Genomic DNA, 25,026 nt, shown 5'->3' with positions numbered 1-25,026 from the left:
CTGCCGCCGCCGCTGCCGCCGCTGCCGCCGCTGCCGCCGCTGCCGCCGCTGCCGCCGCTGCCGCCGCCACCGCCGCTGCCGCCGCCCCCGCCGGTCCCGGTCGAGCTCGAGCTCGACGTCGGGTTCTCGATCTGGCACACGCCGCCGAGGCAAACTCCGCCTGCACAAGGCGTGTTGTCCGGCTTGTGGATCGGTGAGCACACCCCATTGACCGGGTTGCAGAGCCCAACTTCGCACTCGCCCACCGGCGGGCAGACAAGCGCATTGCCACCGCTACACATCCCATTCTGGCACGTGTCCGTTTGCGTGCATGCGTCGCCATCGTCGCATCCCGCCCCATCGGCCTTCGCCGGCGTGGAGCATAGGCCCGTCGCGACATCGCAGGTGCCCGCATCGTGGCATTGGTCCGGTGCCGCGCAGGTCACCGGGTTCGCGCCGGTGCACGTCCCCGACTGGCACGTGTCCGTCTGCGTGCAGGCATTGCCATCGTTGCACGACGTGCCGTTGGGCTTCAACGGATTACTGGAGCACACGCCCGTCGCGGGGTTGCAGGTGGCCCCGACATGGCACTCGTCCGGCGCTGCGCACGTCACCGGGCTCGCGCCGGTGCAGGTGCCCGACTGGCACGTATCAACATTCGTGCAAGCATTGCCGTCGTTGCAGGCCGTCCCGTTCGGGATCGGCGCGATGACGCATGCGCCCGTGCCCACGTCGCATGCCGGCATGGTGCCGCACATCGCGAAGAGGCTGAGCCCGCTCGTTTGCACAGCCGTGTTGTGATCGACGGTCGTATTGTCGCCAAGTTGACCATGGAGGTTGTACCCCCAGGTCCACACCGTGCCGTCCGACTTCAGCACCACGGAGTGTGTGTAGCCCCCCGCCACCGCGGTGATGGTGCCACTCAAATTCAGCTGTTCGGGCGTATGTTTGTCAATGGTCGTGCTGTCTCCGAGCTGGCCTCTGAGGTTGTCCCCAAAGGCGTGAACCGTGCCGTCCGACTTCAGCGCCAAGGTGTGGTCGCCGCCCGTCACCACCGCGACGATGCCTCCGATTCCAATGGTCATCACCGGAACGTGTCGTTCGGCGCCCGTGCCGTCCCCGAGCTGGCCACTGACGTTGTGCCCCCAGGCCCAGACCGTGCCGTCCGACTTCAGCGCCACGGTGTGGGCTGAACCCGCTGCCACCGCGGTGATGCCGCCGAGACCGCTCGTTTTCACGGGCTTGAGTCGCTGGGTGGTCGTGTTGTCCCCGAGCTGGCCGGCGAGGTTTCGCCCCCAGGCCCAGACCGTGCCGTCCGACTTCAGCGCCACGGTGTGTCCGTAGCCCGCCGCCACCGCGGTGACGCCGCTGAGCCCGCTCACTTGCACGGGCGTGTGCCGCTCGGTGGTCGTGTTGTCCCCGAGCTGGCCATAGAGGTTTTGCCCCCAGGCCCAGACGGTGCCGTCCGACTTCAGCGCGACCGTGTGGTAGTGGCCCGTCGCCACCGCGGCGACACCGCCGAGGCCGCTCACCTGCCCAGGCGTGGATCGATTGATGGTGGAGTTGTCGCCGAGCTGGCCTTCGTAGTTACGCCCCCAGGCCCAGACGGTGCCGTCCGACTTCAGCGCCACGGTGTGTCCGTTGCCCGCCGCCACCGCGGTGACTCCAGCGAGGCCGTTCACTTTTACGGGGATGAGTTGCTCGGTGGTCGTGCCGTCCCCGAGCTCACCGTAGTTGTTGTACCCCCAGGTCCAGACCGTGCCGTCCGATTTCAGCGCCGCGGTATGGTTCGAGCCGGCAGAAAGGCTCACCGCCGCGCAGCGCGCCGGGTTCCCGTTGCAGTCACCCAGGCTGCCTGCGCCCGCCGTCAAAGCCGCCCGCGCCTCGGCCGTCTCCTCCGACGCTGGATTCGCGGCCTGCCCGCCCCCGTCTCCTCCCGGGCCCATCCCCGAGGAATCGGCGCCACAGGCGCCCGCAAGCAAAACGAGCGGCCCGAGCCACAGCGGTACATGGAATCGATGATTCATACTCGAGTTCTTTCTTGGGAGGAGACGGCGAAAGGACGCGCAAACGTCGCGCTTCGTCGCGAGGGCAAAGAAGCGTGCGACGAAGGCGCGTCGGTTTTCCTCATTACGCTGCGGGCGAGCCACGACGCAACCCCTCGAATCGGACAGTGTCCGACAGGCCCCGGTCTCGCCGCGGCGAATCGCGGCATCCTCTCAATCGCTTCCACGCGCTCCCGAACAATGCTCAGATCTCGGGGAGGCTCAGGATGTACGGCTCCTTCGACAAATCCATCGAGACCAGCGGAGCACCATCCACGCGAGCGGTGGAGACGTCCGTTCCAGACGGCCGGGGGCTGCCACCGTCTCGTGACGACCTTAAAGATCCCTTGACCAGGGCGCCTGGCGGAGGTCGCCGGGGGCCCTGCGGAGAAGAGGGGGGTTGGCCATGAAGTACGCAATGATGACGATGGTCGCCATGGGCTCCGTGATGATGATGGGGATGGGCACGTCGCTCGCGGCGCCTCCGTCTTCGTGCTCCAGCATTGCGGGAGGACTCCAGTATCAGGATGCGTACAAGCTGCAGGCGAGGAGGTTGGAGAATCTCTTCAAGAACAACTATGGTTGCCTGCGGCTCGAGGACTTCATGCGCGACGCCTACAGGCAGTCGGGCACCGCGGGAATCAGTGATCCCTGTCGCGCAGCGGGGATCCGGGACGCGGCCAACGATACGGTGAAGAAGGTATCGGACGATTGTCTGCGCACGTCGGACGCGTCGTCCGTGATCGAGGAGGAGACGGCCGCGGAGAGCGGGCTCGCCCTGCGCAACCAGGGCGAGTGCACGGAGAACGGGCTTGAAATGGGCAAATTTGCCGCTGGATCGTATTGCGGATCTTTCGGTGCCTTCGGCGCGCCCACCTCCACCTGCTCCGCCCTCGCAGCGTTCGCCTGCGAGCGCGCCTTCCGGAACTTCGTGAACCAGGACGACAGGTGCCGGGCCAAAGCGTATGCCGATTCGAACTTCGACGAGGCGGTCAGGTCGGCCTGCGCTCCTTCCGAGTGAGCACGCTCCACGTTGCGCCCCGATGAGGCGCGTTCGCGCGCCTCAGGGGGCGCGGCGTCGTTTCAACGTCTGGCGGTTGTCCTTGGTGCCGAGGACGAGGAAGTCGTCACAACCTTCGGTGAATGCGGTGTAGGACGCCGTCGACATCGTCGGCTGATGCGTGGCCGCGCAGGCGGCATACGACAGGCTGAGCGTGGAGCCGTTCGTCGTGTAGGTCCCCTGTCCCCAGATTTGCAGGTCCGCGCCGTCGAGGGCGGGGATGTCGAAGTCCTTCAGGTTCGTCGTCACGTGGCCCGCGTCGTCGAATACGAGGACGCGCAGCGTCTTCGAGGGGGCCTCGGGATACGAGACCTCCACTTTCACGAGCTCGTACTGGCCCGGCAGGATCACGCCGCCCGTATACATGGCATTGCCGCCGAACACGACGAAGGGGATCGCGTCGGCCTCGGTCCCCAGGGGGAGCGCGCCGCACTCCGGGTTGGCGATGGTAAAGATCGTCGCGTCGAGCGGCGGCGCGCAAGTGCCTCCCATCCCGCCCGCGCCGCCCGTGCCGCCCACGCCACCCATGCCACCGGGACCCGCAGGCGCGCCCCCGGTCCCCCCCTGCATGCCTCCCTCGCCTCCGCCGCCTCCAGCCCCGCCGGTGTTGTCATACGTGCGTGCCTTCACCTCGCATCCGGCGGCGAAAAGTCCCACGAGCGCGCCTGCGAGCGCCGCCGATGCCCAGAATGTTCCTCGATACGACATGAAAACCCTCCTTGAACCGGGGCGCGGACCACGTGCGCACGCCCATGGACATCCATCCTGCTACGAGCCCTCCCCGTCGTCCCCTTGCGCGCGCTCTTCCTCGAGCCCCCGCCCGTCTTGACCACACGAGCCCCTCCCGCGGATGATGCCTCCCGTGTGGCGAGACGAGGACGAGGCGCTGCTCGCGCGGCTCACGGACGAGATCGCCTTCGAGCGCCTCTTTCGCGCCCAGGCCGGTGATGGCGCTCGCCCCCCCGCCCGAGGCGCGGGCCTCTGCGCCGTGCTCCGGCGTTTGCCCGGCGGCAACGAGGCCGTCGAGGCCGCGCGTGCCGGCAAACCCGACGCCCTCCGCGAGCACCTCGAGCCCGCGCGGCAGATCGATCCGCCCCCGGAGCTGCTCCACCACCTCGCGCTCCACCACACGTCCCTCGCCGACCTCACGACGGGCTCGCCCGAGGGGTTCGTCCGATCGATCACGGCGTGGCTCGCCCTCGGCCGCGAGGAGAAGTACCTCCGCGACCTCGGCGAGGCCGTGACCGGCAGCGCGCTCCCGCGGCAGGACCTCGATCGCGCCCTCGCCGACGCCCCGCTCTGGTGCATCGACGATCTCGGCGAGCGGGCGCGCGTCGGGGCGCGGGATCTCACGAACGACGCGCTGCGGGCGCTCGCCGCGCTCGGGCGTGTGAAGGAAGCCGCGCGGATCGCGCGTGCCCCCGAGGCCCTCACGGAGCGGGCGGCGCGGCGGGCCACGTCGCTCGTGGCGGTCGCCGTCGAGGAGGCGCTCGCGCCCGTGCTCGCGGCGTTCGCCGAGGCGACCTCGAAGGGCGAGCCGAGCGCCGCGGAGGGCGCGGCGCTGCTCGGAAGGTTCGTCGCGGTCTGGCGCTGGTCCGGCGAGGACGAGAGCGTCGAGCACGCCGCGATCGAGCAGGCCACGCCGCTCGCCTGGGCCCATTACCGCGCGAGCCGCTGGGACGCCCTGCGGGACCTCATCGCCCCGATCGCGCCGCTCGTCGATTCGCTCGCGCGCCGCATCGAGTCCGACCCGTCGAAGCTCGCGTATGCGGCCCGCGCCGCGCAGATGCTCGTGTTCCGCTCGGACGTCGTGCGCACCGAGCGCGAGACGATCGAGCTGCTCGATCGGGCCATCGCGATCTGCCCGACGCACAGGAACGCGCGGCTCATGAAGGCGAACACGCTCTGCGATCAGGCGCTCCGGCTCCTGCCCGGCGCGCGCCCGTCCACGCGCGGCGATCACGACAAGGCCGCGGGCCTCATCGATCGCGCCGAGCAGCTCTATCCCGGGGCCACGCGGCTCCCGGAGGCCAGGAAGCGCCTCGGCGAGGCCAAGAAGCTCCTCGGGATCTCGTCATGAGCGAAAAGCCCGAACCTCCGAGCGGCTCCGAAAACCCCTTCGAGCGCTTCGACCTCGATCCGAGGGAGGGACCCCGCGCCATCACGGAGCGGCTGCGCGAGCTCGCCGAGGACGCGCCCGAGGCCGAGCGCGCGGTCATCCGCGCCGCCTGGGAAGAGCTCACGCTGCACCCGCTCCGCCGCCTGCGCGCCGCGATCGGCGCCCGACCGCGCCACCCCGCGCTCGATCGTACGGGCCCGGAGCATGCGCCGCCGAAGCCTCGAAAAACCCCCGCGGCCGAGCCAGTCGGGCTCGCCGATCTCGCGCCGCGGCCCTCCGTGGCGCTCGCGCTCGCGCCGTTTCTTTCCCGCGGGGCCGAGCGGGGCCCCCAGCGCGTGCTCTCGCTCGACGAGGATCCCGTGCTCGCCGCGGGCGCCCCGAGCTCCGATTCTCCGTTCGCCCCCACGTCCCCCGAGAGGAAGCGATAGACATGTTCGTCGACCGTCCCGTTGGAATCGATCTCGGCACGACCAACTCGGAGATCGCCATGCTCGACCCGTCCGAGCGCGATCTGCACATCTACGCCGACCGCTTCGGGCGGCGCACCGTCCCCTCGGCGGTCGCGTGGGATCCCAAGGGCGAGGCGTTCCTCGTCGGCCACGCCGCGCGCCAGCGCCGCGGCAAGACGCCTCCGCCGATCGAGTCGATCAAGCGCAAGATGGGGCAGGCCGCGAAGGTCGACGTCGGCCCGCACGCGCTCGCGCCCGAGGACGTGAGCGCCAAGATTCTCGCCGAGCTCCGCGCGCGCATGAGCGAGCACCTCGGCAAACAGGCGTCCGAGGGCATCGAGGTGCGCGTCGATCGCGCCGTGATCACGGTGCCCGCTTACTTCGACGCGCCGCAGGTCGAGGCCACGCGCAAGGCCGGCGAGATGGCGGGGCTCGACGTCATCGGCATCCTGCAGGAGCCCACGGCCGCGGCCATCTACCACACCTGGAAGAGCCGCCTCGGCGACGGCAACTTCCTCGTCTACGACCTCGGCGGCGGCACGTTCGACGTCTCGATCCTGCGTTGCCTCGGCGGCGAGTACCAGGTGCTCGCGATCGACGGCGACAACTACCTCGGCGGCGACGACCTCGATCGGCGCTTCGCCGAGAAGCTCCGCGGGATCCTGGTCACGCGTGGCTACGCCCTCGACCTCGACGTCCGCGGCGACGAGGCCGATCGGCAGCGCTTCGGCCGCCTGGTCCACCTCGCGCAGGAGATCAAGGAGTCGCTCTCGACCTCCGAGGTCGTGAGCGTCGGAAAGCAAGACTTCATGCAGGACAAGAACGGCGAGAACGTCTCGTTCGAGGGCGACATCGGGCGCGCCGAGTACGAGAACGCGATCGGCGATCTCGTCGAGACCACGATCACCTGCTGCGAGCGGGCGCTCGCGCGGAGCGCCGAGACCTCGTCGGTGGATCTCGGGCAGATCGATCACGTCGTCCTCGTCGGCGGCTCGACCCGCGTGCCGATGGTCGTGCGCCGCGTGACCGAGGCGATCTGCAAGAAGAGCCGCTCCGAGAAGCCGCTGCAGGACGAGGTGGACACGTGCGTCGCGCTCGGCGCGGCCATCCACGCGGCGCAGCTCGGTGGCCTGCGGATCGGCGAGACCGACCGGAAGATCGCGGTCTCGTTCACGACGCCGCTCGTCAGCCAGGGCTCGAAGATCCGGCTCGGCGTGCGCGTCGAGCAGGCGCCGGAGGGCGCGGCGGAGATCGCGATCCTGCGGGGGTTTGGGGCGCAGGGCGCCGGCAGGCGACCCGAAGCCCCAAGCGTTGACGGCGCGAGCGGCGCCGACGAGATCGCGAAGGTGGCCTTGCCGGACGCGGCGGGCGCGGTGGTGCGGCTCGACGTGCCGCTCGGCGAGGAGCCCGAGCATGCGGCGCGGATCGCGTTGCGTTCGGTCGAGCGCGAGGTGCTCGCGGAGCTGCCTTTTGCGCTCTACCGCGGCGACGTCCGGCCGCGCGCGAGCGCGCTCTCGCGGCCGTCGGTCGTGGCCAAGGACCTCGCGATCGAGGTCGTTCGCGCGGGCCGGCGCGAGCGGCGCGTGCTCATCGCGCGGGGCGCGGGCCTGCCCGCGGAGGTGAAGAGCCGCTTCTTCACGGCGGATCAGAGCGGCGCCGTGGTGCTGCGCCTCTTGCAGAACCGCATGCCGATCAAGACGCTCCTGCTCACGGTCCCGCGCGAGCTGCCCGTCAGCACGCCCGTGGATCTCACGCTCCGTTGTGACGACGCGATGCGCATGGAGGCGCGCGCGGTCGTGGCGGGCCAGGAGCTGTGGGCGCAGGTCGAGCCGCCTGCCGCGCCGCGCTTCGATCCCGCGGGCGCCGTGGAGGCGCTGCTCGAAGAGGCCGAGTCGACGAGCAAGGCGCTCTGGGGATCTTCCGCGATGAGCTACCGCGCCGAGGCCGACATGCTGGTCGCCGGCATCCGCGAGGTCGTCGCGACGGATCCGGACAAACTGCAGGCGCTCTGCGAGAAACTGCGCCTGCTCGTCGACTGGTACCGCGGCGACCCGAACGAGACGCTCTCGCCGCCCATGGCCCGCTTCGAGGCCGAGCTCGACGAGCTGCGCCGCCGCGTCTACCGCGCCTCGGGCAACCTCTACGGCATGGATCGGGCGGCCTGGGAGAAGCGGCTCGCCGAGATCGAGGCGCGCGCGATGGCGGCGTACGAGGCCTCCGACGCCGTGGCCTGGCGCCGCGTCTTCAACGAGGTGCAGGCCCTCGACGAGACCGCGATGCAGGAGGAGTTCGCGCAGATGCGCCTCGACGATCCGGCCTACCTCGAGCGCAGGCTGCGCAACGAGCGCTACTACGCGCAGAGCGTGGAGCGGAAGCTCGTCGACTTCGTCCCGTCCTCCTCGGACGTCGGGCCCATGCAGGTCAGCGAGCGCGACAAACTCGTCGCGCAGCTCCACGAGAAGGTCCTCGAGCCGCTCAAGAACCTCACGTCGGACACGAACGACGCGGCGGCGCTGCGGCGCAAGCTCGAGGCGATCAACGCCGAGACCTCGCGCATCGACAACGCGCGCGAGCGCCTCCCTTCGCTCGGGCTCGTCACCGAGCGGGGCGGCAACTAGCGAGGGCGCCGTGGCGATCTTCGACGCCGCGACGCTGCGCACGGCCGAGGGCCTGGAGCGCTCCACGACGGGCAACGGCGGCGCGCGCTTCGCGCTCCCCGTCTACAAGCAGCTCCTCACGCCGGGATCGGAGCCGGCCATCGCGTCGCGCGCTGCGATCGGCGCGCTGCGATGCGTCCTGAAGCTCGGCCGGGAGCTCGACACGGAGCTCGAAGGCATCGCGGCGTACTGGAGCACGCTCTCCGGCAGCGGCCCGCATTTTCCGGCCATCCTCGACCTCTGCCAGAAGCTCGCGCGCGCCGGCCGGAAGAACGCGGCGCTCGCGCTCGCGGGGGCCGAGGTGGAGCGCGAGGAGACGGCGCGCGCGCTCTACCTGTTCGCCCGCCTGCTGGAGCTCACGGGCGACGGGGACGGGGCCTTCCTGGCGTTCGCCAAGGCCGCCGCGCGCGCGGACGTGGAGAAGGGCGCTGGGGACGTCGCGGTGGCGGCGCGCGCGCGGCGCGTCGAGCGGCTGCTCGGCGATCGGAGCACGGCCTCGCTCGCGGTCGCCGACGCCACGTCGGCCGATCCCATGGGCGCGCCGCCCGAGCAGAAGCTCGTGATCGCGCTCGGCAGGATGCGCTCGCCGAGCCGCTTCGTGCGGGCCTCCGGCCTCTCGCTCCTCGAGGAGATCGGCCGCGACCCGACCACGTCGCTCGGCCGGCACGCGATCCGCCTCGCCGCCGAGCACGCCGACGCGCTCGGGGACGCGCTCACGCCGCTGGAGGCCGATCGCGTGGCCGCGACGCTCCGCCACGTGCCCGACGACGCGGCGCGGGAAAACGCCCTCGCGCGGCTCGCCGTGGCGCAGACGATCGCCTCGTCGCGGGGGGAGGCGCAGGCGGACGCGATCACGCGGGCGGCCGAGCTCGCGCCCGAGATCTTCCCGCTGGTCTGTCGGGCCCGCGCCGCGCTCACGGGCGGCGGACAGGGCGACGACGCCGCGCACCCGGCGGCCTCGACGGAGCCTGCGTCGTCGCCGTCGCTCCGCCTCGCATCGCTCGGCCTCTCGGCCTTCGTGGCGCTCGGCAAGGGCCGCTCGCGGGAAGCGGCGGCGGCGCTCGACGAGGCGGCCGAGCTCGCCACGACCGGGGGCGGGCGCGTGGGGCCGCCCGTGTGGACGGCCGCGCGCGCCGCGCTCGACAGCGCGGATTCGCTCGTGCGCGCGGCGGGTGTCCGCCTCTGCGAGGTCCTCCTGTCGGGGCCCGGGGCGGCGCCGCCGGGCGGGCATTCGGCCTTCGCGTTGTCCCTCGCGCGGGCGGGCCGACCGGACCTCGCGGTGCGGGCGGCGCGGGACGCGGCGGCGGGGAAGGAGCCTTCCGCGCGCGCGCTCCTCGGATCGATCCTGCGGGAACAGGGCTGGGCGCTCGCGGCGCGTGGCCAGCGCGAGCTCGCGATCGCGGCGCTCACCGAGGCCAAGGAGCACCTCGCGGCGGCGGCCAAGGAGGGCGCGCGGGGCCGCTGAAGCGCGCGAGGGGGGATCACGACGGGCTCGGCGGGCTCGTCGGCAACGGCTGGGGTGATTGTCGACATGCTCGGCCGGGGTTGTCGGCAACGGCCGGGGTGATTGTCGACATGCTCGGCCGGGGTTGTCTGCAACGGCTGGGGTGATTGTCGACGTGCTCGGCCGGGGTTGTGGGCAACGGCCGGGGTGATTGTCGACGTGCTCGCCGGGGCTGTCGGCAACGGCCGGGGTGATTGTCGACGTGCTCGCCGGGGTTGTCGGCAACGGCCGGGGTGATTGTCGACATGCTCGCCGTGCTTGTCGGAAACGGCTGGGGTGATGGTCGACGTGCTCGGCCGGGGTTGCTGGCAACGGCCGGGGTGATTGTCGACATGCTCGCCGTGCTTGTCGGCAATGGCCGGCGTGATTGTCGACATGCTCGCCGGGGCTGCCGGCAACGGCCGGGGTGATTGTCGACATGCTCGCTGCGGTCGTCGACAACGGTCGGGAGCTTCGTCGACATGGTCATTGTGTGTCCCACCCGGCTGCGGATTCTGTTGCGCTGCTCCGCCCTCGCCGTGCACAAGGATCGTCAGGAACAACGCAGGCCCGCGCATAGCGCCACGGGGGTGGCTTGGTGTGGCTTGCGGAATGGGAGGGTCTTTCCATGGCCTGGCTTCCCTCGATCCGTCCGATCGGCCGGACGTGTGATGTGTCGCGTCGTCACCGCAATCCTCTGGCCGTTGGGTTCATCGTCGCGCTTATGGCGCTGTCGCTCGTTCTGTCCGGATGCGCCTCCTCGCGCGATCCCACCATGGCCCGGATCTTCGAGGCGCCGAACGTCGTCCACGTCTGCGTACGTCCGCCGAACGTATCGAAGGACAAGCGAATCTGGGGGCTCACCTCCGACGGCACGCCCTTCTTTGGGGTCCGGGAGGTGGATCTCGCGAGGCGCGAAGGCAGCCCCGTTTTCGTATTCGATGAGGGATCGCCTCCCGCGAGCGCGAGGCTCCTACCGATTCCGTACAACAAGCTCGAATGCCCGGCGAGGATCTCGCCGCCGAAGTCCCGCGTCGTCGCGGCGAAGGAAAAGGCCAAAGAGGCCGAAGAGAAGAAGGACGAGCCCAAAAAGGCCGAGCGGCCGAAGCCGCTGCCGCGACCGATCGCGAGAGCGCCGGAGCGGGAGCGGTGCACGGCGTATCGGGAGCCAGGTCAGACGAGGCTGCGGAGCGGGACGGGGCCACGTACTTGCACGAGGGTCCTCGTCCACCGGGCCCGCACGGAGCAGGTCGTCGCGGAGAACCGACCGCGCCCGGTCGAGGCGCCCGTGCCGAAGGACCCGAGCGAGGTGCTGCCGGGAGAAGTATGGAGGTACGAGGACTGGAGACAAACCCCAGAGGAGACAGAGCGGCTCGAACGAGCCTACGAGTGCCTTCAGGGAACTTGCCACGCGAGGCACCAGAACTTCATCCCGAAGGACAAGAAGAAGCCCGCCGGGAAGCACAATGGTCAGTCGTTGTCAACGGGCAGTGGGAGCGCTGGGGGAGCAAGCTCGCCGCAGCCCGCGCCGAAGACGACGACGGTCAAGACGAGGACGAAGCCGGTCTCGAAGCCGAGCGGCGCGAAGCCGAATGGCGTGGCAGCGGGGCAGGGGTCACCCGCGAACACGGGCGCGGCGGCGAACGAGAGGCGCGTGCCGAACCCGAACGGTAAGAAGGGGGGGCCCGAGCATCAGGCGAAGGTGAGGGAGATCGAGGAGGACATCAAGAAGCGCGGCCTTACGCCGGAGCAGGAGTATCCCGTCCCAACTCCGGGCGGCGAGAAGAAGAGGCGGTACATGGATGTGGTCGGAAAGCGAGGGGATGAGGTCGTGGAGATGCACCAGGTCGGGAAACAAACCAGGGACGGCCGGCCGGTGGCGCGCGAACGGAAGCCACTCGACGAGGTGGAGCGCGCGAAGGGCCTGCGGCCAAACTACCATTCCTATAACAAGCAGAAGTGAGGAGCTCCATGGGACACCAGTCAACCTTCTACATCACGCCAAAGGATACGGCGGCTCTGGAGCAGCGGCTTCGGGAACGGACAGACCTTGTCATCCTCCTCTGGAAGTCGCCCTCTGCAGCGCCGCGCGTCGTGGACTCGCTGAACTTCTACGAGAACGGGGAGCAGTGGCACAACCTGCGCCTCGCACGGCCCGAGGACCTGAGCGCGATCGTGATGGACTACGTCCCCGCGCAGGAGTATTGGACGCTGGAGGCCAGCCCTTCACCCGTGGTCGAGTTCAGTTGCTCCTCCTTCAAAGGGGACCGACTGCGGGAGGGGCGCGTGTACTACGTCGACAAGTTCTGGACGCCCGACCGGGGGTGGGTGGAGAAGAGCGAGACGTTTCGGAAGTGGGCCAGGATGGTGCATTCGACCATCAAGAAATCGTTGAAACGGCGTGATTCGAAGTATGTCGAATACATCGGCAAGGATGCCCAGGCGTGGCTCGATGCCGGTGGTGGACAACTCGAAGACAGCTTCGGGCAGCCTGTCACCTGGTAACGGGCGGCCTGTCGACGGAGCCCAGGCCCTCCTCGCATCGAGCAGCGTGCCGGGCCTGCGAACCCATCGCGCCGTGAGCGCATCCGCGGGGGCACAGGTTGCATCGAGCCCACGACGAGGGTACCACCTCGAAGAGGCTGACGAGCCTCCGACCCGCACCATGGCCCTCGAAGAAGACCCGAAAGCCGCCCCCTCGGCCGAGCTCACCACGACCCGCGCCGTCCCTTACCCCACGAGCCGGCTCGCCGCGCGCATCGACCTGGTCGACATGGCCCAGGAGATCGAGCGAGCCGATCAGGCGCTCGGCATGGTCGTCGGGGGCAAGCTCGAGGTCATCCGCGACCAGATGCGCGCGCTCCAGGAAGAGGCGCGGCGCCTGCTCGACGAGGCGCGCACCTCGGCGCGCCTGCACCGCGCGCATTGCAGCTTCCGCAAGATCCCGGGCCGCGTCTATCACCTCTATCGGCGCGGCGAGGACGATCTTTATTTCTCGATGCTCTCGCCCCAGGAATGGGGCGGCTCGCCGCCGCACGCGTTCGAGGGCTCGTACCGGCTCGAAGTCGACATGAGCTGGACGCCGATGAACGGCGCGAATGTCGAGCGCGACCGCACCCCCGAGGGCCGCGCGCTCGTGCAGAAGCTCCTCCAGGAGGGCTGATTCCCACGCACGATCAGCGCGGATCGAGCGCCCGCAGGGCGCGCTCGATCTCGTCGAGCCGCGCCTTCGACGCCTCGTACCCGACCCGCCCGCGCACGGCGAGGGCCATCTCGTCGCGGGCCCAGCGCGCGGCGATCTCCTGGAAACACGCGGCCTCTGCGCTGCCGGGCGACAAACGGAAAAGCTCCTTGCCCCGGCCGATCGCCTCGCGGGCCCGCTCGAACGTGAACACCGGCGCGCCGTGGCCGAGCTTCGCCTCGACCCAGTGCATCACGCTCCCCTCCCACGGTTCGAGGTAATCGCAGCGGCCCGTGCGTTCGTCGATCCTCTCCACCGGCGAGGTCCAATCGAGGTGAATGTCGTCGAGCTGGGGATGGCGCCCCTCGGAGCGCTCGAACCCGCGCACGTCACTCTTGTCGACGCAGAAATGCGTGGCCTCTTGCAATGGCACGTCGACCTCGCGCCACGTATCCGCGTCGGGCAGCTCCGCGCGCGCATCCCTGAACAAAGCGCGCGGCAGGAGCTTCATCGCGGGGCGGAGCTGGTGCTCGAGCCCGCCCATGTACGCGTCCCTCGCCACGCGTTTGCCGTGTTCCCCGAGGAAGAGCTCGTCGAGCCGCCTCCGCATCGCGGCCGGATCCCGGTACACCACCTTGATCCCCGCGCTCCCGCCCCACCATTGGTTGCGGATCCACTGGATGGTCCGCCACGTCGCGAGCGTGCGATCGATGCCCTCGATGCGGTGGAACAGCCGCACGAGCAGGTTCACGGCCATCGGCCCCAAGTGGTCGAGCGCGTCCCACGCCGTCTTCGGCGCGGGATCCCGGAACCCGAACATCAGGTTGTCCTCGGCGCCGGGCGCGCCGGCCTGCCGGTCCACGAACGACCGCACGATCGTCTCGCGGAGATCCTCGGGCAGGTCGGCGTACGGAGACTCGACCGGAGGCGGGGGGTGCATCCTGCCATGATGACTCCATTCGGCGGCTTTGGGAAACCTGCCCGCGGCTGGGCTCGTTCGTATGTAAAGGTTCGGGGCCAGACGTTCCGGCACGTCGATTGCCCGGGAAACCCCTTATCGAACAAGAGGGTCCAGGCGGACCCGAAAGGGGAAACCATGGGAATCGGCAACCGGATCAAAGGCGCCGCGGAGGAGCTCGGCGGTAAGGCGAAAGAAGCGCTCGGCAATCTGACGGAAGACGAGCGGCTCCGCCGCGAAGGCATCTCCGATCAGGGCCGTGGACAGGGCCGGCAGGACGCTGAAAAGGCGGGCCAGCAGGTCGAGGGCACGTTCGAGAAGGCCGGCGGCCGCGTGAAGGGCGCCGCGGGCGCGATTACGGGCAACCAGGGCCAGCAGGCCGAAGGGAAATTCGAGGAGCTGAAGGGCGAGATTCGCCAGAAGGTCAACAAGTAAAACGTGGTGGGGGCGCCGCTCCCGCTCCGCGCGCCGGGGCGGGAGCGGCGCGTCCTCTTTCCGTGTTCAGCTCGCCCAATCGTCTTCGAAGAACTCGCCCGAATACACGTACCAGAGCCTATCCTTGCCGCGCAGAAGCGTCTTCCGGAACGTGACCTCGTGCCGCTTTCGCAGCGCGAGGAAGAGCACGAGATACAGGATCGAGCCGAGGATGCGGTTCAGGACGAACGCGATCACGGACACGATGTTCGCCCATTGAGGCCACGCCTGGAAGATCGCGTGCACCTCGACGACGGCGACGTCGCCGTCCTCGCGCGCGATCGAGGCACGCTTCACCTGCACGGTGCGGACCTGCCCGTGCCCGAGGCGGATGAACGTGGACGACCAATCCTTGAGGCTGGCCGGCGTGGCGAGCGAAAATGCCCCCGGGCCGATCGGGATCTCGCCGAGGCGCGGCGGAGACACGGTCTGCGCGCGCGCCGTGGGGCAGAGGCACGCCCAGGCGTACCCTTGTCGGCCCATCGCCATCGCCCGGAGGAAGCTCCGCAACGTCGCGTCGGGGCCCGCGGGTTTGCCCCGCGACACGATCGTGAGGTCGACGGCGACCAGCGCCACCGCGAGGATGGCGAAGACGATCGGGAAGATGATCGCGAGGACGAAGGCGGGATCCCGCGACGGGATCGTCTGCGTCGCCAGGACCATGAGCACGAGCGAGACCACCGCGATCCCGGCGAACACCATCGTCACGACGCGTAGCCGGCCCCCGGACTCCTTGCGGTCCACGGCGACCGCGGATGCGTCGTCGATGTGCTGGTTCAGCCGCTCGAGGGCCTTGGCGATCGCGCCCGACGCCGATCGCTTCTTCTTTTTTTTCGTCGTCGTCGCGCGCTCTCCCGGTTCGGCCTCCGGCGGCGCGTACGGGTTGATCTCGTCCGTCATCGCCGCCACCTAACCACGACCGGACAGCAGAGGCGAGCCCTTCGCGCGTTCCCTGCGCGCCCTTGCTCGGCTAGCATGCGGCCCGGACCGACCCCCATGAGCCAGAACCTGGATGACGAGAGGTTTTACGTCTTCGACTGGGACGCCGTCTTCGACGTCGACGATTACCTCCACTTCTACGAGGACACCCTGCGCGCCGAACGCACGGCGCATCAGGTCGACATCCTCGTCTCGCACCTCGGCATGACGCCCGGCATGCGCGTGCTCGACCTCGGCTGTGGCCACGGCCGGCACGCCTTCGAGCTCGCGCGGCGCGGCTTCGACGTCGTCGGCATCGACCGCACCGAGGGCTTCGTCGAGCTCGCCCGCAGCGAAGCCGAGACGGCCCGCCTCCCGATCGACTACCGCGTCGGCGACCTCCGCTCGCTCGACGAGGAAGCCTCGTTCGACCGGGTGCTCTGCCTCTTCGACGTCTTTGGCTTGCACCGCGACGACGAGAATCACGACGTCCTCCGCCGCGTCGCGCGCGCGCTTCGGCCCGGGGGCAAGCTCTGCCTCGACGTGCGCAACCGCGACTGGATGGTGCGCGCGCTCCTGCCCGTCACGATCCTGCAGAAGGGCGCGGATCTCATGATCGACCGGCACGTCTTCGACCCGGTCTCGGGCCGCCTCGTCGATTACCGCATCCTCGTGCGCGACGGTCGTACCCGCGAAGCGCGCTTCTCCGTGCGCCTCTACCATTGCAGCGAGCTGCGCGCCCTGCTCGCCTCCGTCGGCCTCCACGTGACCGAGGCCTTCGGCACCTGGGACGGCGATCCGATCGGCCTCACCCACAACCGCATGATCCTCTTCGCCGAAAAGGACGCTTGATCTAGGGCGCAGCGTCGCACGCCGGCGTGAAGTCCGCGCCGGCGAAGAACTCGTCCGCGAGGAGACGCATCGCCTCGGCGTTCTCCGGCGGCCCGCACTTGAAGGGCCGGGAGGGCAGGGGTTTGTCCTCCAGCGAGAGACGTTGCTCCCGGAAAAACCGGAGCGCGAGCTCGGCCGCGTACTCGCGCACGCCGTTGCGCGGCAGGAACGCGTAGAGCCTGCCATTCAGCGTCGTATCCGTCGGCGCGTAGGGCAAGAGGCAGCGCCGCTCGTCCTTGCATCGCGCCATGATCCCCTCGTGAAGCGCGCCGAGCGCGCGGGCCGACCACTGGTCGTGCCACGCGTCGTTCAGGTGGAAGATCTCGTGGAACAACGTATCGCGCACGGCCTCTTCGGAGACGTTCATCGCGCCGAACAGGTTGTACCCGACGTTCTGGTTCACGGCGAACGCGCTCGGCGCGCCGCCCTTCTCGGTGTAAAAAAATCGGAAATCGAGCGGCCGATCCCGCATCGTCACGCGTTTGCCCGTGCGGGCCTCGACGGCCGCGAAGAAGCGCGCGTAGCCGCGCATCGCGGCGAGGATCCAGACGAGGTGGTCGCGGTTCTGTCCGATGGGTCTGGCGGGCCGGAGCCGCACCTTCTTCCCGCGCCCGTCCTCGGTCTCCTCCTCGGGCAAGAGCCCCGCGAGCGAGCCCGTCTCCTCGTAGAGGTCGAGCGCGAGTTTCTTCGAGGCTGCTTCATCCGCGTACCGCAGCGAGAGCAAGCAACGCACGCGCGGCGCCTCGGCGAGCGTCTCCGGACAGGCCTCGCGCAGGTCCGTCGTGCGGAGGTGCGTCGCCAGGAACAGCACACGCTCGGCCGCCTCGGCCCGCGCGGATTTCGGCGGCGGGGCGGGAGCGGGAGCAGATGCGGAAGCGGAAGCGGGAGCGGACGCGGAAGCGGGAGCGGGAGCGGAAGCGGAAGCGGAAGCGGATGCTCGGTGGGGAGGCGGCGCGGGCGGAGGCGCGCCGCAGCCGGACGCGGCGACGATCCACCCGACGAGCAACCCGATCCCTCTGCGCACGTCGCCATTGTCGCGCTTTACCGCGGAAAAGGAAAGGTTTGCCGTGCCCGTGCCCGGTCCCTTGTCGGACGGGCTCCCCGCTGTTACGACGGAGCCGTGCCCGAAGGCGATACCCTCCACCGCATTGCAAGCGCGCTCGGCCCCCGGCTCGTGGGACGGCCCGTGTGTTCGCTCGTGATCCGGCACCAGTCGGTCGATCGCCTCGCCGGCCACCTCGTCACCAAGGTCGAAGCGCGCGGCAAGAACCTGCTCGTCTTCTTCGACGAGGGCACCGTCCTCCACACCCACCTCCGCATGGGCGGCGCCTGGCACCTTTATGGCGAACAGGAGCGCTGGCGGCGATCTCCGGCCTTCGCCACCGTCGTGCTCGCCGTGCCCGAGCTCGTCGCGGTTTGCTTCCGCGCGCCCGTCGCGCGCCTCGTCCGCGCGAGCTTGCTCGCCGGGGATCCCGCGATCGGCAAGCTCGGCCCGGACCTCATCGCCCCGGCATTCGACGAGGCCGCCGCGCTCGCCCGGCTCCGGCGCATGGGCGGCAAGGAGATCGGCGACGCGCTCATGGATCAGCAGGTCGTCGCCGGGATTGGCAACGTTTACAAAAGCGAGATCCTCTTCCACGAGCGGCTCGACCCGTTCGCGCCCGTCGCCGCGCATTCCGACGAGGAGCTCGCGCGCCTGCTCGCATTCGCGCGCCGCGTCATGGTCGCGAATGCCACTGCAAAACCCCATGCGAGCGGGCCCGGCAGCCATTACGGCCATACGAGGACCACCCGCGAAGGCGCGCGCCCCGGTGAGGGGCCCCTCGCGGTTTACCGACGCGCGGGCGAACCCTGCTATGATTGCGGCGCCACCGTCGAAATGCGCCGTCAGGGTGAGTTGCGACGTTCCACCTATTTTTGCCCTCGATGCCAGCCCCCTCGACGCGCGGCGGCCCGCGAGGTGCGCGCGTGACGCGGGCCCGGGGGAAGACCTCGAAAGGCGGTGCGCTCGCCCATTTCCACGAGGCGACGCGCGCGTGGTTCCAGGGCGCCTTCCCCGGGCCCACCGAGGCCCAGGAAAAAGGCTGGCCGCCCATTCAGGCCGGCAAATCGACCCTCCTCCTCGCGCCCACGGGCTCCGGCAAGACGCTCGCCGCGTTCCTCGTCGCCCTCGATCGATTGGTCTTTTCGGACGAACCGCCGAAAGAAGCCCGCTGCCGCGTCCTCTACGTCTCGCCGCTCAAGGCGCTCGCCGCCGACGTCGAGCGAAACCTCCGCGCCCCGCTCGCCGGCCTCACGAAGACGGCCGAGCGGCTCGAAATCCCGTTCCGCGTCCCCACGGTCGCCATCCGCTCCGGCGATACCTCCCCCGAGGAGCGCGCGCGCCTCGGCAAACGCCCGCCCGACATCCTGATCACCACGCCGGAGTCGCTCTTTCTCCTGCTCACCTCGAACGCGCGAGAAATCCTCCGCTCGGTCGACACCGTCATCATCGACGAAATCCACTCCCTCGCCGCCACGAAGCGCGGCGCGCACCTCTTTTCGTCGCTGGAGCGGCTCGAAGCCCTGCGTGGCGAGGGGCCGCGGACCACGCGCATCGGCCTCAGCGCGACGCAACGGCCGCTCGACGAAATCGCGCGCCTGCTCGGCGGAGGCGAGATCGACGAGGCGGGCAAATTCGTCCCGCGCGCGGTCACCATCGTCGACGCGAGCGCGCCGAAATCGCTGGAGCTCTCCATTGAAGTCCCCGTCGACGACATGACCCGCATGGGCGAACCCGGCGAGGACGCGGGGAAGGGGCCGCATGCGGATCCGGCGGCGCGATCGATCTGGCCGAGCATTCACCCGCGCCTCGTCGAGCTCGTCCGCGCGCACCGATCCACCATGATCTTCGCCAACAGCCGCAGGCTCTCCGAGCGGCTCGCGGCGGCGATCAACGAGGCCGCGGGCGCCGAGATCGCCGCCGCGCACCACGGATCGGTCGCGCGGGACGAACGCACCCGCATCGAGGAGGCGCTCAAAGAGGGGCGCTTGCCGTGCATCGTCGCCACTTCTTCGCTCGAGCTCGGGCTCGACCTCGGCGCCGTCGACCTCGTCGTCCAGATCGAATCCCCGCCGAGCGTCTCGGCAGGACTCCAGCGCATCGGCCGCGCCGGCCACGCCGTCGGGGCCACCTCGCGCGGCGTGGTCTTCCCGAAGCACCGCGGCGATCTGCTCGCGTGCGCCGCCGCCACGAGCCGCATGATCGACGCCAAGGTCGAGGCCACGTTTTACCCGCGAAACCCCCTCGACGTCCTCGCCCAGCAGATCATCGCGATCACCGCGATGGATTCGATCCACGAAGACGCCCTCTTCTCGCTCGTTCGTCGCGCCGCGCCTTTCGCGGATCTCCCGCGCGCGAGCTTCGAGGGCCTGCTCGACATGCTCTCCGGCCGCTACCCCTCGGACGAGTTCGCCGAGCTGCGCCCGCGTATCGTCTGGGACCGGACGACCGGCGCGATCCGCGCGCGCGAAGGCGCGAAGCGGCTCGCCGTCGTCAATGCCGGCACCATCCCCGATCGCGGCCTGTACGGTGTCTTCCTGGCGACGGAGGAGTCCGCGGGCAAACCCGGTCGTCGTGTCGGCGAGCTCGACGAGGAAATGGTCTTCGAGGCGCGCGAAGGCGAGGTCTTCGTCCTCGGCGCGTCCTCCTGGCGCATCACCGAGATCACGCACGACCGCGTCCTCGTCGTGCCCGCGCCCGGCGAGCCCGGCAAGATGCCGTTCTGGCGTGGCGATCGCGTGGGCCGCAACGTCGAGCTCGGCACCGAGATAGGCCGCGTCGCCCGCGAGATCGAGAAGGCCGACGACGCCGGGGCCGAGCGCCTCCTGCGCGAAAAACATCACCTCGACGCGCGCGCCGCGAAAAACCTCCTTCGCTACGTCCGCGAGCAGGCCGCGGCGACGGGCGCGGTCCCGAGCGACACCACGATCGTGCTCGAACGATTCGTCGACGAGGTCGGCGACACGCGTGTCTGCATCCTGTCCCCGTTCGGCGGGCGCGTGCACGCCCCGCTCGCGAGCGCGATCGAGGAGCGCTGCCGCGCCGAGCTCGCCCTCGAAATCGAGGCTGTCTGGGCCGACGACGGCGTCGTCCTGCGATTTCCCGAGTCCGAGGGCCCGCCCGACGCGCGCCTCTTGCTCCCCGACGCCGACGAGGTCGAGGATCTCGTCGTCCGGAGCCTCGGCGCCTCCGCGCTCTTCGCCGCGCGCTTCCGTGAATGCGCCGGCCGCGCCTTGCTCCTGCCGCGCAAGCGCCCGGGCAAACGCTCGCCGCTCTGGGCCCAGCGAAAGCGGGCCTCGGACCTGCTCGCCGTGGCCGCGCGCTACGGCTCGTTTCCCATTCTCCTCGAAACGTACCGCGAGGTCCTGCGCGACGTCTTCGATCTGCCCGCGCTCGTCGAGCTGCTGAAGAAGATCGAATCTCGCAAGGTGCGTGTGCACGAGGTCGACACCCGCGCGGCCTCGCCCTTCGCCGCGTCGCTCCTCTTCGGGTACGTCGGCAACTTCATGTACGAAGGCGATTTGCCGCTCGCCGAGCGCAAGGCGCAGATGCTCGCGATCGACCACGCGCGCCTGCGCGAGCTGCTCGGCGAGGCCGAAATGCGCGAGCTGCTCGACCCGGCCTCGATCGAGGTCCTCGCGCGCTCCCTCCAGCGCCTCGACGGAAAACGTCCCCTCAAGCACGCCGATCAGGTCCACGATCTCCTGCTCTCGCTCGGGGATCTTTCCCGCGAGGAAATCGTGGCCCGCGCGGGGACCGAAGAGGAGGGCGGCGGTGCTTCACGTGTAAATCTTTTCCTCGACGATCTCACGCGCGCGCGGCGGATCTTCGAGGCCACGATCGCGGGCGAGCGGCGGTTCGTCGCGGCCGAGGACGCGGGGCGGCTGCGGGACGCGCTCGGCGTCGTGCCCCCGGCGGGTTTGCCCGCGGCGTTCCTGGAGCCATCCGCGGATCCGCTCGTCGACATCGTCTCTCGTCATGCCCGGACACACGGCCCGTTCCGCGCCGAGGAGGTGGCGCAGCGGTATGGCCTCGGCGTCGGCCCCGTGCGGGTCGCGCTCGCCACGCTCGTGGAACGCCGCCGCGTCACGGAAGGCGAGCTTTTGCCCGGCGGATCCGGCCGCGAGTATTGCGACACCGAGGTCCTCCGCTCGCTCAAGCAACGGTCTCTCGCGCGCCTGCGCGCCGAGGTCGAGCCCGTCCCACCCGAGGCGTATGCGCGATTCCTCGTCGAATGGCACGGCCTCACGCGCCCGCGCCGCGGCCAGGAGGCCTTGCTCTGCGCCGTCGAGCTCTTGCAGGGCGCGCCGCTCGTCGCCTCCGCGCTCGAAGCCGAGATCCTCCCGGCCCGCGTGCAAGGGTATCGCCCCGGTGACCTCGACGCGCTTTGCGCCGCCGGCGAGGTCGTCTGGCGCGGCGTCGAGCCCGTGGGCGATTCCTCGGGCCGCATTGCGTTGTATCTCTCGCAAGCGTATCCCTACCTCGCGCCGCCGCCCGGCAAGGCCGAGGGCGCCATCGCCGCGCGCGTGCGCGAGACGCTGGCGCGGCGGGGCGCCGTCTTTTTCGGCGATCTCCTGCGCGAGACGGGCGGCTTCGGGCACGACGTGCTCGCGGCCTTGTGGGAGCTCGTCTGGGCCGGCGAGGTCACGAACGACACGCTCGCGCCTTTGCGTTCCCTCGGCCGCGAAGAGAAACGCGGGGGACGGCGGCACGCGAGCCGCGGCGGCCTTTTTGGCGCGCGTCGCGCGGGGCCGCCCGGGAGCGAGGGCCGCTGGTCGCTCTTGCCTGCCATGGGCGAGAAAGGGCCCAGTGAAACCGAGCGCCGCGCCGCGCTCGCGCGCATTCTGCTCGATCGGCACGGCGTGCTCACGCGAGAGGCCGCGCACGCCGAGGGCCTAGCGGGCGGGTTTTCCGCCGTATACGATGTCCTCCGCGCGATGGAGGAGGCGGGGAGGGTTCGTCGCGGCTATTTCGTCGCGGGCCTCGGGGCCGCGCAATTCGCGCTCCCGGGCGCCGACGATCGGCTCCGCTCGTTCCGTGAGCCCTCGGCCGAGCCGCGCACGCTCGTCCTCGCGGCCGCTGACCCCGCGAATCCTTTCGGCGCGTCCGTGCGCTGGCCGGGCGACGACGCCGAGCCGGAGAGCGGCCCGCGCGGCGCCTCACGCCCGAAACGAGCGGCCGGCGCGCGTGTCATCCTCAATGACGGCCAGTTGCTCGCCTGGATGGGCAAAAGCGAGCGCGGGCTCCTCACGTTCCTGCCGCGCGACGAGCCCGAGCGCGGCGCCGCCATTCATGCGCTCGCCCGCGCGCTCGCCGACCTCGTCGACGAAGGGCGCGCGCGGACCGTCCTCCTTGCCACGGTCGACGGCGAACCCACGGCCCGCTCACCGCTCGCGGACGCTTTGAAAGAGGTCGGGTTCGTCGCGACGAGTCAGGGGTTCCTGAAGCGAATGGCCGCGGCCGCGGCGCCCCCGTCGCGACCCTTCGGCGCGCCCGGCGGCTGGGGACGACCTTGGTCGAGCAAACCAACGGCGGCCACATTCAAGCCGGAAGCCAGCGAACATGCACCGCCTCCCGATAGCGAGGACAGTGACCTCCTCGACCTCGACGACGACTTCGATGGATGACGGCGGAGGAGGGCAGGGAAGCCGCGCTCGTCGGCGTTGTCCAGGCTCCAGCGTTGCGATACACAGGGGGGTTCCATGCACATGAGCACGCCCGGGACCTCCGCCGCATGAACATCGCCGATCTCACGGAATGGACAACGCTGGGTACACACGATTATCGCGTCGAGTCGACGGACATTTTTCATTTCAGGTTCGGGGGCGATCTGGATGGGCCCACGATCGAGCAGTTGCACGGCATGCAGCGGGGCCTCGCCGTGGAGATCGGTCGGCCGATCTTCCTCCTCGTCGACATATCGAGGTTCGGCGAGTTCACCTCGGAGGCGCGCAACTTCTCCAAGGATCTCGATCCCACGGACGTCATCGATGCGACGGGCATCTACGGCGGTAGCTTCCGGCAGCGCATGGTCATGACCATGTTGACGCGGGCCGGCTCCCTGCTGCGTCCATGGCTGCCTCCGTTGCAGTTTTTCGCGCACGAGGCCGAGGCGCGCTCCTTCCTCGACACATGCCGCCACGGCCGCGGCTAGGCCCTCACCCCCGAGATCTGTCGCCCCGCCGCGGGCTCTGGTACCGTCTCGCCATGCCGACCTCCTCCGCCGCCCCGCGGTTTCTCCCCGCTGCTTTCTTCGCGCTCGCGGCGCTCGGAGGCACGCGCGCCGAGGCGGCCCCGCCCGACCCGGCGCGCAAGGCCCAGTGCGCCGCCGCGTTCGAGGAGGGGCAGGAGCTCGAAAAATCCGGCCGCCTGGTCGAGGCGCGCGGGAAGTTCGTTTCGTGCAGCGACGAGGCCTGCCCGGCCGTCGTGCGCGACGAATGCGCCACCATGCTCCCGCGCGTCGAGTCGAGCCTGCCGACGATCGTGCCCGGCCTGCGCGACGCGAGCGGCAACGACGTCGTCACGGCCGAGGTCACGCTCGACGGCGCCGTCCTCACGAAGACGCTCGACGGTCAGCCCATCGCGGTCAACCCCGGCCCGCATACGCTCCGGTTCGTCGCGCCGAACGCCGCGCCGGTCGAGCGGCAGCTCGTCGTGCGCGTCGGCGAGAAGAATCGCGTGATCACGGTGGATCTGGGCGCGCCCGCAAAGACGCCTCCGGACGGCGGCCTGGACAAACCCGCGGAGCCGGGCTCGGGCACATCGGGAAAACGCGTGGCCTCGTACGTGCTCGGCGGGCTCGGGGTCGTGTCCCTCGGGGCGTTCGCTTATCTCGGGATCACGGGGAAGGCCGATCTCGCGGGGCTCGAGGATGGTTGTGGCCGCACGCAGAGCTGCGCCGAGGCGGACGTCGACGCCGTGAAGACGAAGCTGATCCTCGCCGACGTGTCGCTCGGCGTGGGGGTCGTCTCGCTCGGCGTGGCGACCGCGTTGTTTTTCACGAGCGGCAGCGACAAGAAGCCGGCGACCGCCGCCCGTTCGGCCGTGATCTTGCCGGTCGTCGCGCCGCTCCCGGGCGGGGGCGCGGCGATGCTCGTCGGCGCGTTCTGATCGACCTCAGAATTCGCCGCCGCCGAAATCTTCGAAGCGGACCTCGTCCGGGATGCCATAGGTGAACACGCCGATCCGGCCGCCGGACGTCCCCATCGGCGCCGCCGAGGCGTCCCACGTCCCGAGGAGCTTGCCGTTCACGTAGGCCTCGATGCGGCCATCTTCGTAGCCGCGGGCCCATATCGTGTCGCCTTCCACGAGCGTGCACGGGACGGATTGGCCCACCGTTTTCCACTCCCCGCCGACGCAATACGCGACGTGGACCACAGCCTCCCCGTCGAAGCGGTTCCAGCTCACCACGATCGACTCGCATTCGCTCGGATGCCCCTGGTTGCGCAGGATGAGCTCGATCTCTTCCTCGTTCGCATCCATCGACTCGAGCGTGATGTACGCCTCCTGGCGGGGACCGAACACCTGATCCCAGATGGCCGCGTCGGGATAGACGCCATGCGTGACGAGCCGCTCGCCGTAAATCGTGTACGTGCCAGAAGACATGAGCTTCCACGGCGGCCCGGGATCACCGTCGGCGCGGTCGAAGTTGTCGAGGATCCCTGTCGCCGGCTTGTAGACGACGGTGCCGCCGCCCGCGCCGCCTGCGCCGCCTGCGCCGCCCGCTCCGCCCGCGCCGCCTGCGCCGCCTGCGCCGCCCACGCCCCCGGC

At 70.2% G+C, this 25,026-nt stretch carries 18 protein-coding genes and 2 pseudogenes; 14 read left to right on the top strand and 6 right to left on the bottom strand.

The window, feature by feature from the left end:
- Positions 1–2,006: pseudogene (locus QHF85_RS46450) on the bottom strand (hypothetical protein); the annotation flags it as partial.
- 424 nt (positions 2,007–2,430) lie between these two features.
- Here QHF85_RS46450 and QHF85_RS46445 point away from each other — a divergent pair.
- Positions 2,431–3,045, top strand: a complete 615-nt coding sequence (locus QHF85_RS46445) for a hypothetical protein (protein ID WP_281333960.1) — start codon at positions 2,431–2,433, stop codon at positions 3,043–3,045.
- 42 nt (positions 3,046–3,087) lie between these two features.
- Here QHF85_RS46445 and QHF85_RS46440 read toward each other — a convergent pair whose 3' ends face one another.
- Positions 3,088–3,792, bottom strand: coding sequence for a hypothetical protein (locus QHF85_RS46440; protein WP_281333959.1), 705 nt, complete (start codon positions 3,790–3,792; stop codon positions 3,088–3,090).
- 154 nt (positions 3,793–3,946) lie between these two features.
- On the opposite strand from QHF85_RS46440, the gene QHF85_RS46435 reads away from it, so the two are divergent.
- The 7 genes from QHF85_RS46435 (at position 3,947) to QHF85_RS46405 (ending at position 12,955) form a co-directional block, all read left to right on the top strand.
- The gene (locus tag QHF85_RS46435; protein WP_281333958.1) at positions 3,947–5,164 is read left to right on the top strand and encodes a hypothetical protein; all 1,218 of its coding nucleotides are present in this window, start codon (positions 3,947–3,949) and stop codon (positions 5,162–5,164) included.
- Positions 5,161–5,631 carry a hypothetical protein gene (locus tag QHF85_RS46430; RefSeq protein ID WP_281333957.1) on the top strand — a complete coding sequence of 157 codons (471 nt, stop codon included), beginning with the start codon at positions 5,161–5,163 and terminating at the stop codon, positions 5,629–5,631. The genes QHF85_RS46435 and QHF85_RS46430 overlap by 4 nt, the downstream gene beginning before the upstream one ends.
- A gap of 2 nt (positions 5,632–5,633) precedes the next feature.
- Complete coding sequence (locus QHF85_RS46425; RefSeq protein WP_281333956.1) at positions 5,634–8,270, top strand: Hsp70 family protein; 2,637 nt, start codon at positions 5,634–5,636, stop codon at positions 8,268–8,270.
- A gap of 10 nt (positions 8,271–8,280) precedes the next feature.
- The gene (locus QHF85_RS46420) at positions 8,281–9,774 is read left to right on the top strand and encodes a hypothetical protein (protein WP_281333955.1); all 1,494 of its coding nucleotides are present in this window, start codon (positions 8,281–8,283) and stop codon (positions 9,772–9,774) included.
- Between the two features lie 793 nt (positions 9,775–10,567).
- Positions 10,568–11,755, top strand: coding sequence for a hypothetical protein (locus QHF85_RS46415; RefSeq protein WP_281333954.1), 1,188 nt, complete (start codon positions 10,568–10,570; stop codon positions 11,753–11,755).
- Between the two features lie 8 nt (positions 11,756–11,763).
- Positions 11,764–12,297, top strand: a complete 534-nt coding sequence (locus QHF85_RS46410) for a hypothetical protein (protein ID WP_281333953.1) — start codon at positions 11,764–11,766, stop codon at positions 12,295–12,297.
- 160 nt (positions 12,298–12,457) lie between these two features.
- Positions 12,458–12,955 carry a DUF2452 domain-containing protein gene (locus tag QHF85_RS46405; protein WP_281333952.1) on the top strand — a complete coding sequence of 166 codons (498 nt, stop codon included), beginning with the start codon at positions 12,458–12,460 and terminating at the stop codon, positions 12,953–12,955.
- Between the two features lie 13 nt (positions 12,956–12,968).
- Here QHF85_RS46405 and QHF85_RS46400 read toward each other — a convergent pair whose 3' ends face one another.
- A complete protein-coding gene (locus QHF85_RS46400; RefSeq protein ID WP_281333951.1) occupies positions 12,969–13,913 on the bottom strand; it encodes a hypothetical protein in 945 nt (314 codons plus the stop codon).
- 156 nt (positions 13,914–14,069) lie between these two features.
- Between QHF85_RS46400 and QHF85_RS46395 the strand changes: the two genes are divergently transcribed.
- Complete coding sequence (locus QHF85_RS46395; RefSeq protein WP_281333950.1) at positions 14,070–14,366, top strand: CsbD family protein; 297 nt, start codon at positions 14,070–14,072, stop codon at positions 14,364–14,366.
- A gap of 66 nt (positions 14,367–14,432) precedes the next feature.
- Here QHF85_RS46395 and QHF85_RS46390 read toward each other — a convergent pair whose 3' ends face one another.
- Entirely contained in the window at positions 14,433–15,305 is an 873-nt protein-coding gene (locus tag QHF85_RS46390; protein WP_281333949.1) for a hypothetical protein, read from the bottom strand.
- A 96-nt stretch (positions 15,306–15,401) separates the two neighbouring features.
- On the opposite strand from QHF85_RS46390, the gene QHF85_RS46385 reads away from it, so the two are divergent.
- On the top strand, positions 15,402–16,175 hold the full coding sequence (locus QHF85_RS46385) for a class I SAM-dependent methyltransferase (protein WP_281333948.1): 774 nt from the start codon (positions 15,402–15,404) through the stop codon (positions 16,173–16,175).
- 1 nt (position 16,176) lies between these two features.
- On the opposite strand, the gene QHF85_RS46380 is transcribed toward QHF85_RS46385, so the two are convergent.
- Positions 16,177–17,025, bottom strand: a complete 849-nt coding sequence (locus QHF85_RS46380) for a hypothetical protein (RefSeq protein WP_281333947.1) — start codon at positions 17,023–17,025, stop codon at positions 16,177–16,179.
- 309 nt (positions 17,026–17,334) lie between these two features.
- Here QHF85_RS46380 and QHF85_RS46375 point away from each other — a divergent pair, with 309 nt between their 5' ends.
- From QHF85_RS46375 to QHF85_RS46360, 4 genes are all read left to right on the top strand, one after another.
- Positions 17,335–18,186 (top strand): DNA-formamidopyrimidine glycosylase family protein, encoded by an 852-nt coding sequence (locus tag QHF85_RS46375; RefSeq protein ID WP_281333946.1) that lies wholly within the window; start codon positions 17,335–17,337, stop codon positions 18,184–18,186.
- Positions 18,183–22,883: a DEAD/DEAH box helicase gene (locus QHF85_RS46370; protein ID WP_281333945.1), complete on the top strand. Its 4,701-nt coding sequence runs from the start codon at positions 18,183–18,185 to the stop codon at positions 22,881–22,883. Before QHF85_RS46375 ends, QHF85_RS46370 begins: the two co-directional genes overlap by 4 nt.
- Positions 22,884–22,990: 107 nt before the next feature.
- The gene (locus QHF85_RS46365; RefSeq protein ID WP_281333944.1) at positions 22,991–23,410 is read left to right on the top strand and encodes a hypothetical protein; all 420 of its coding nucleotides are present in this window, start codon (positions 22,991–22,993) and stop codon (positions 23,408–23,410) included.
- Between the two features lie 53 nt (positions 23,411–23,463).
- Entirely contained in the window at positions 23,464–24,366 is a 903-nt protein-coding gene (locus QHF85_RS46360) for a hypothetical protein (protein ID WP_281333943.1), read from the top strand.
- Between the two features lie 6 nt (positions 24,367–24,372).
- Here the strand turns inward: QHF85_RS46360 and QHF85_RS46355 are convergent.
- Positions 24,373–25,026: pseudogene (locus QHF85_RS46355) on the bottom strand (hypothetical protein); the annotation flags it as partial.

This window comes from Polyangium sp. 6x1, from assembly GCF_029946515.1.
Taxonomy (GTDB): Bacteria; Myxococcota_A; Polyangia; order Polyangiales; family Polyangiaceae; genus Polyangium.
Note: the sequence above shows the minus strand (reverse complement) of the source record. Positions and strands in the feature narration are given on the sequence as shown.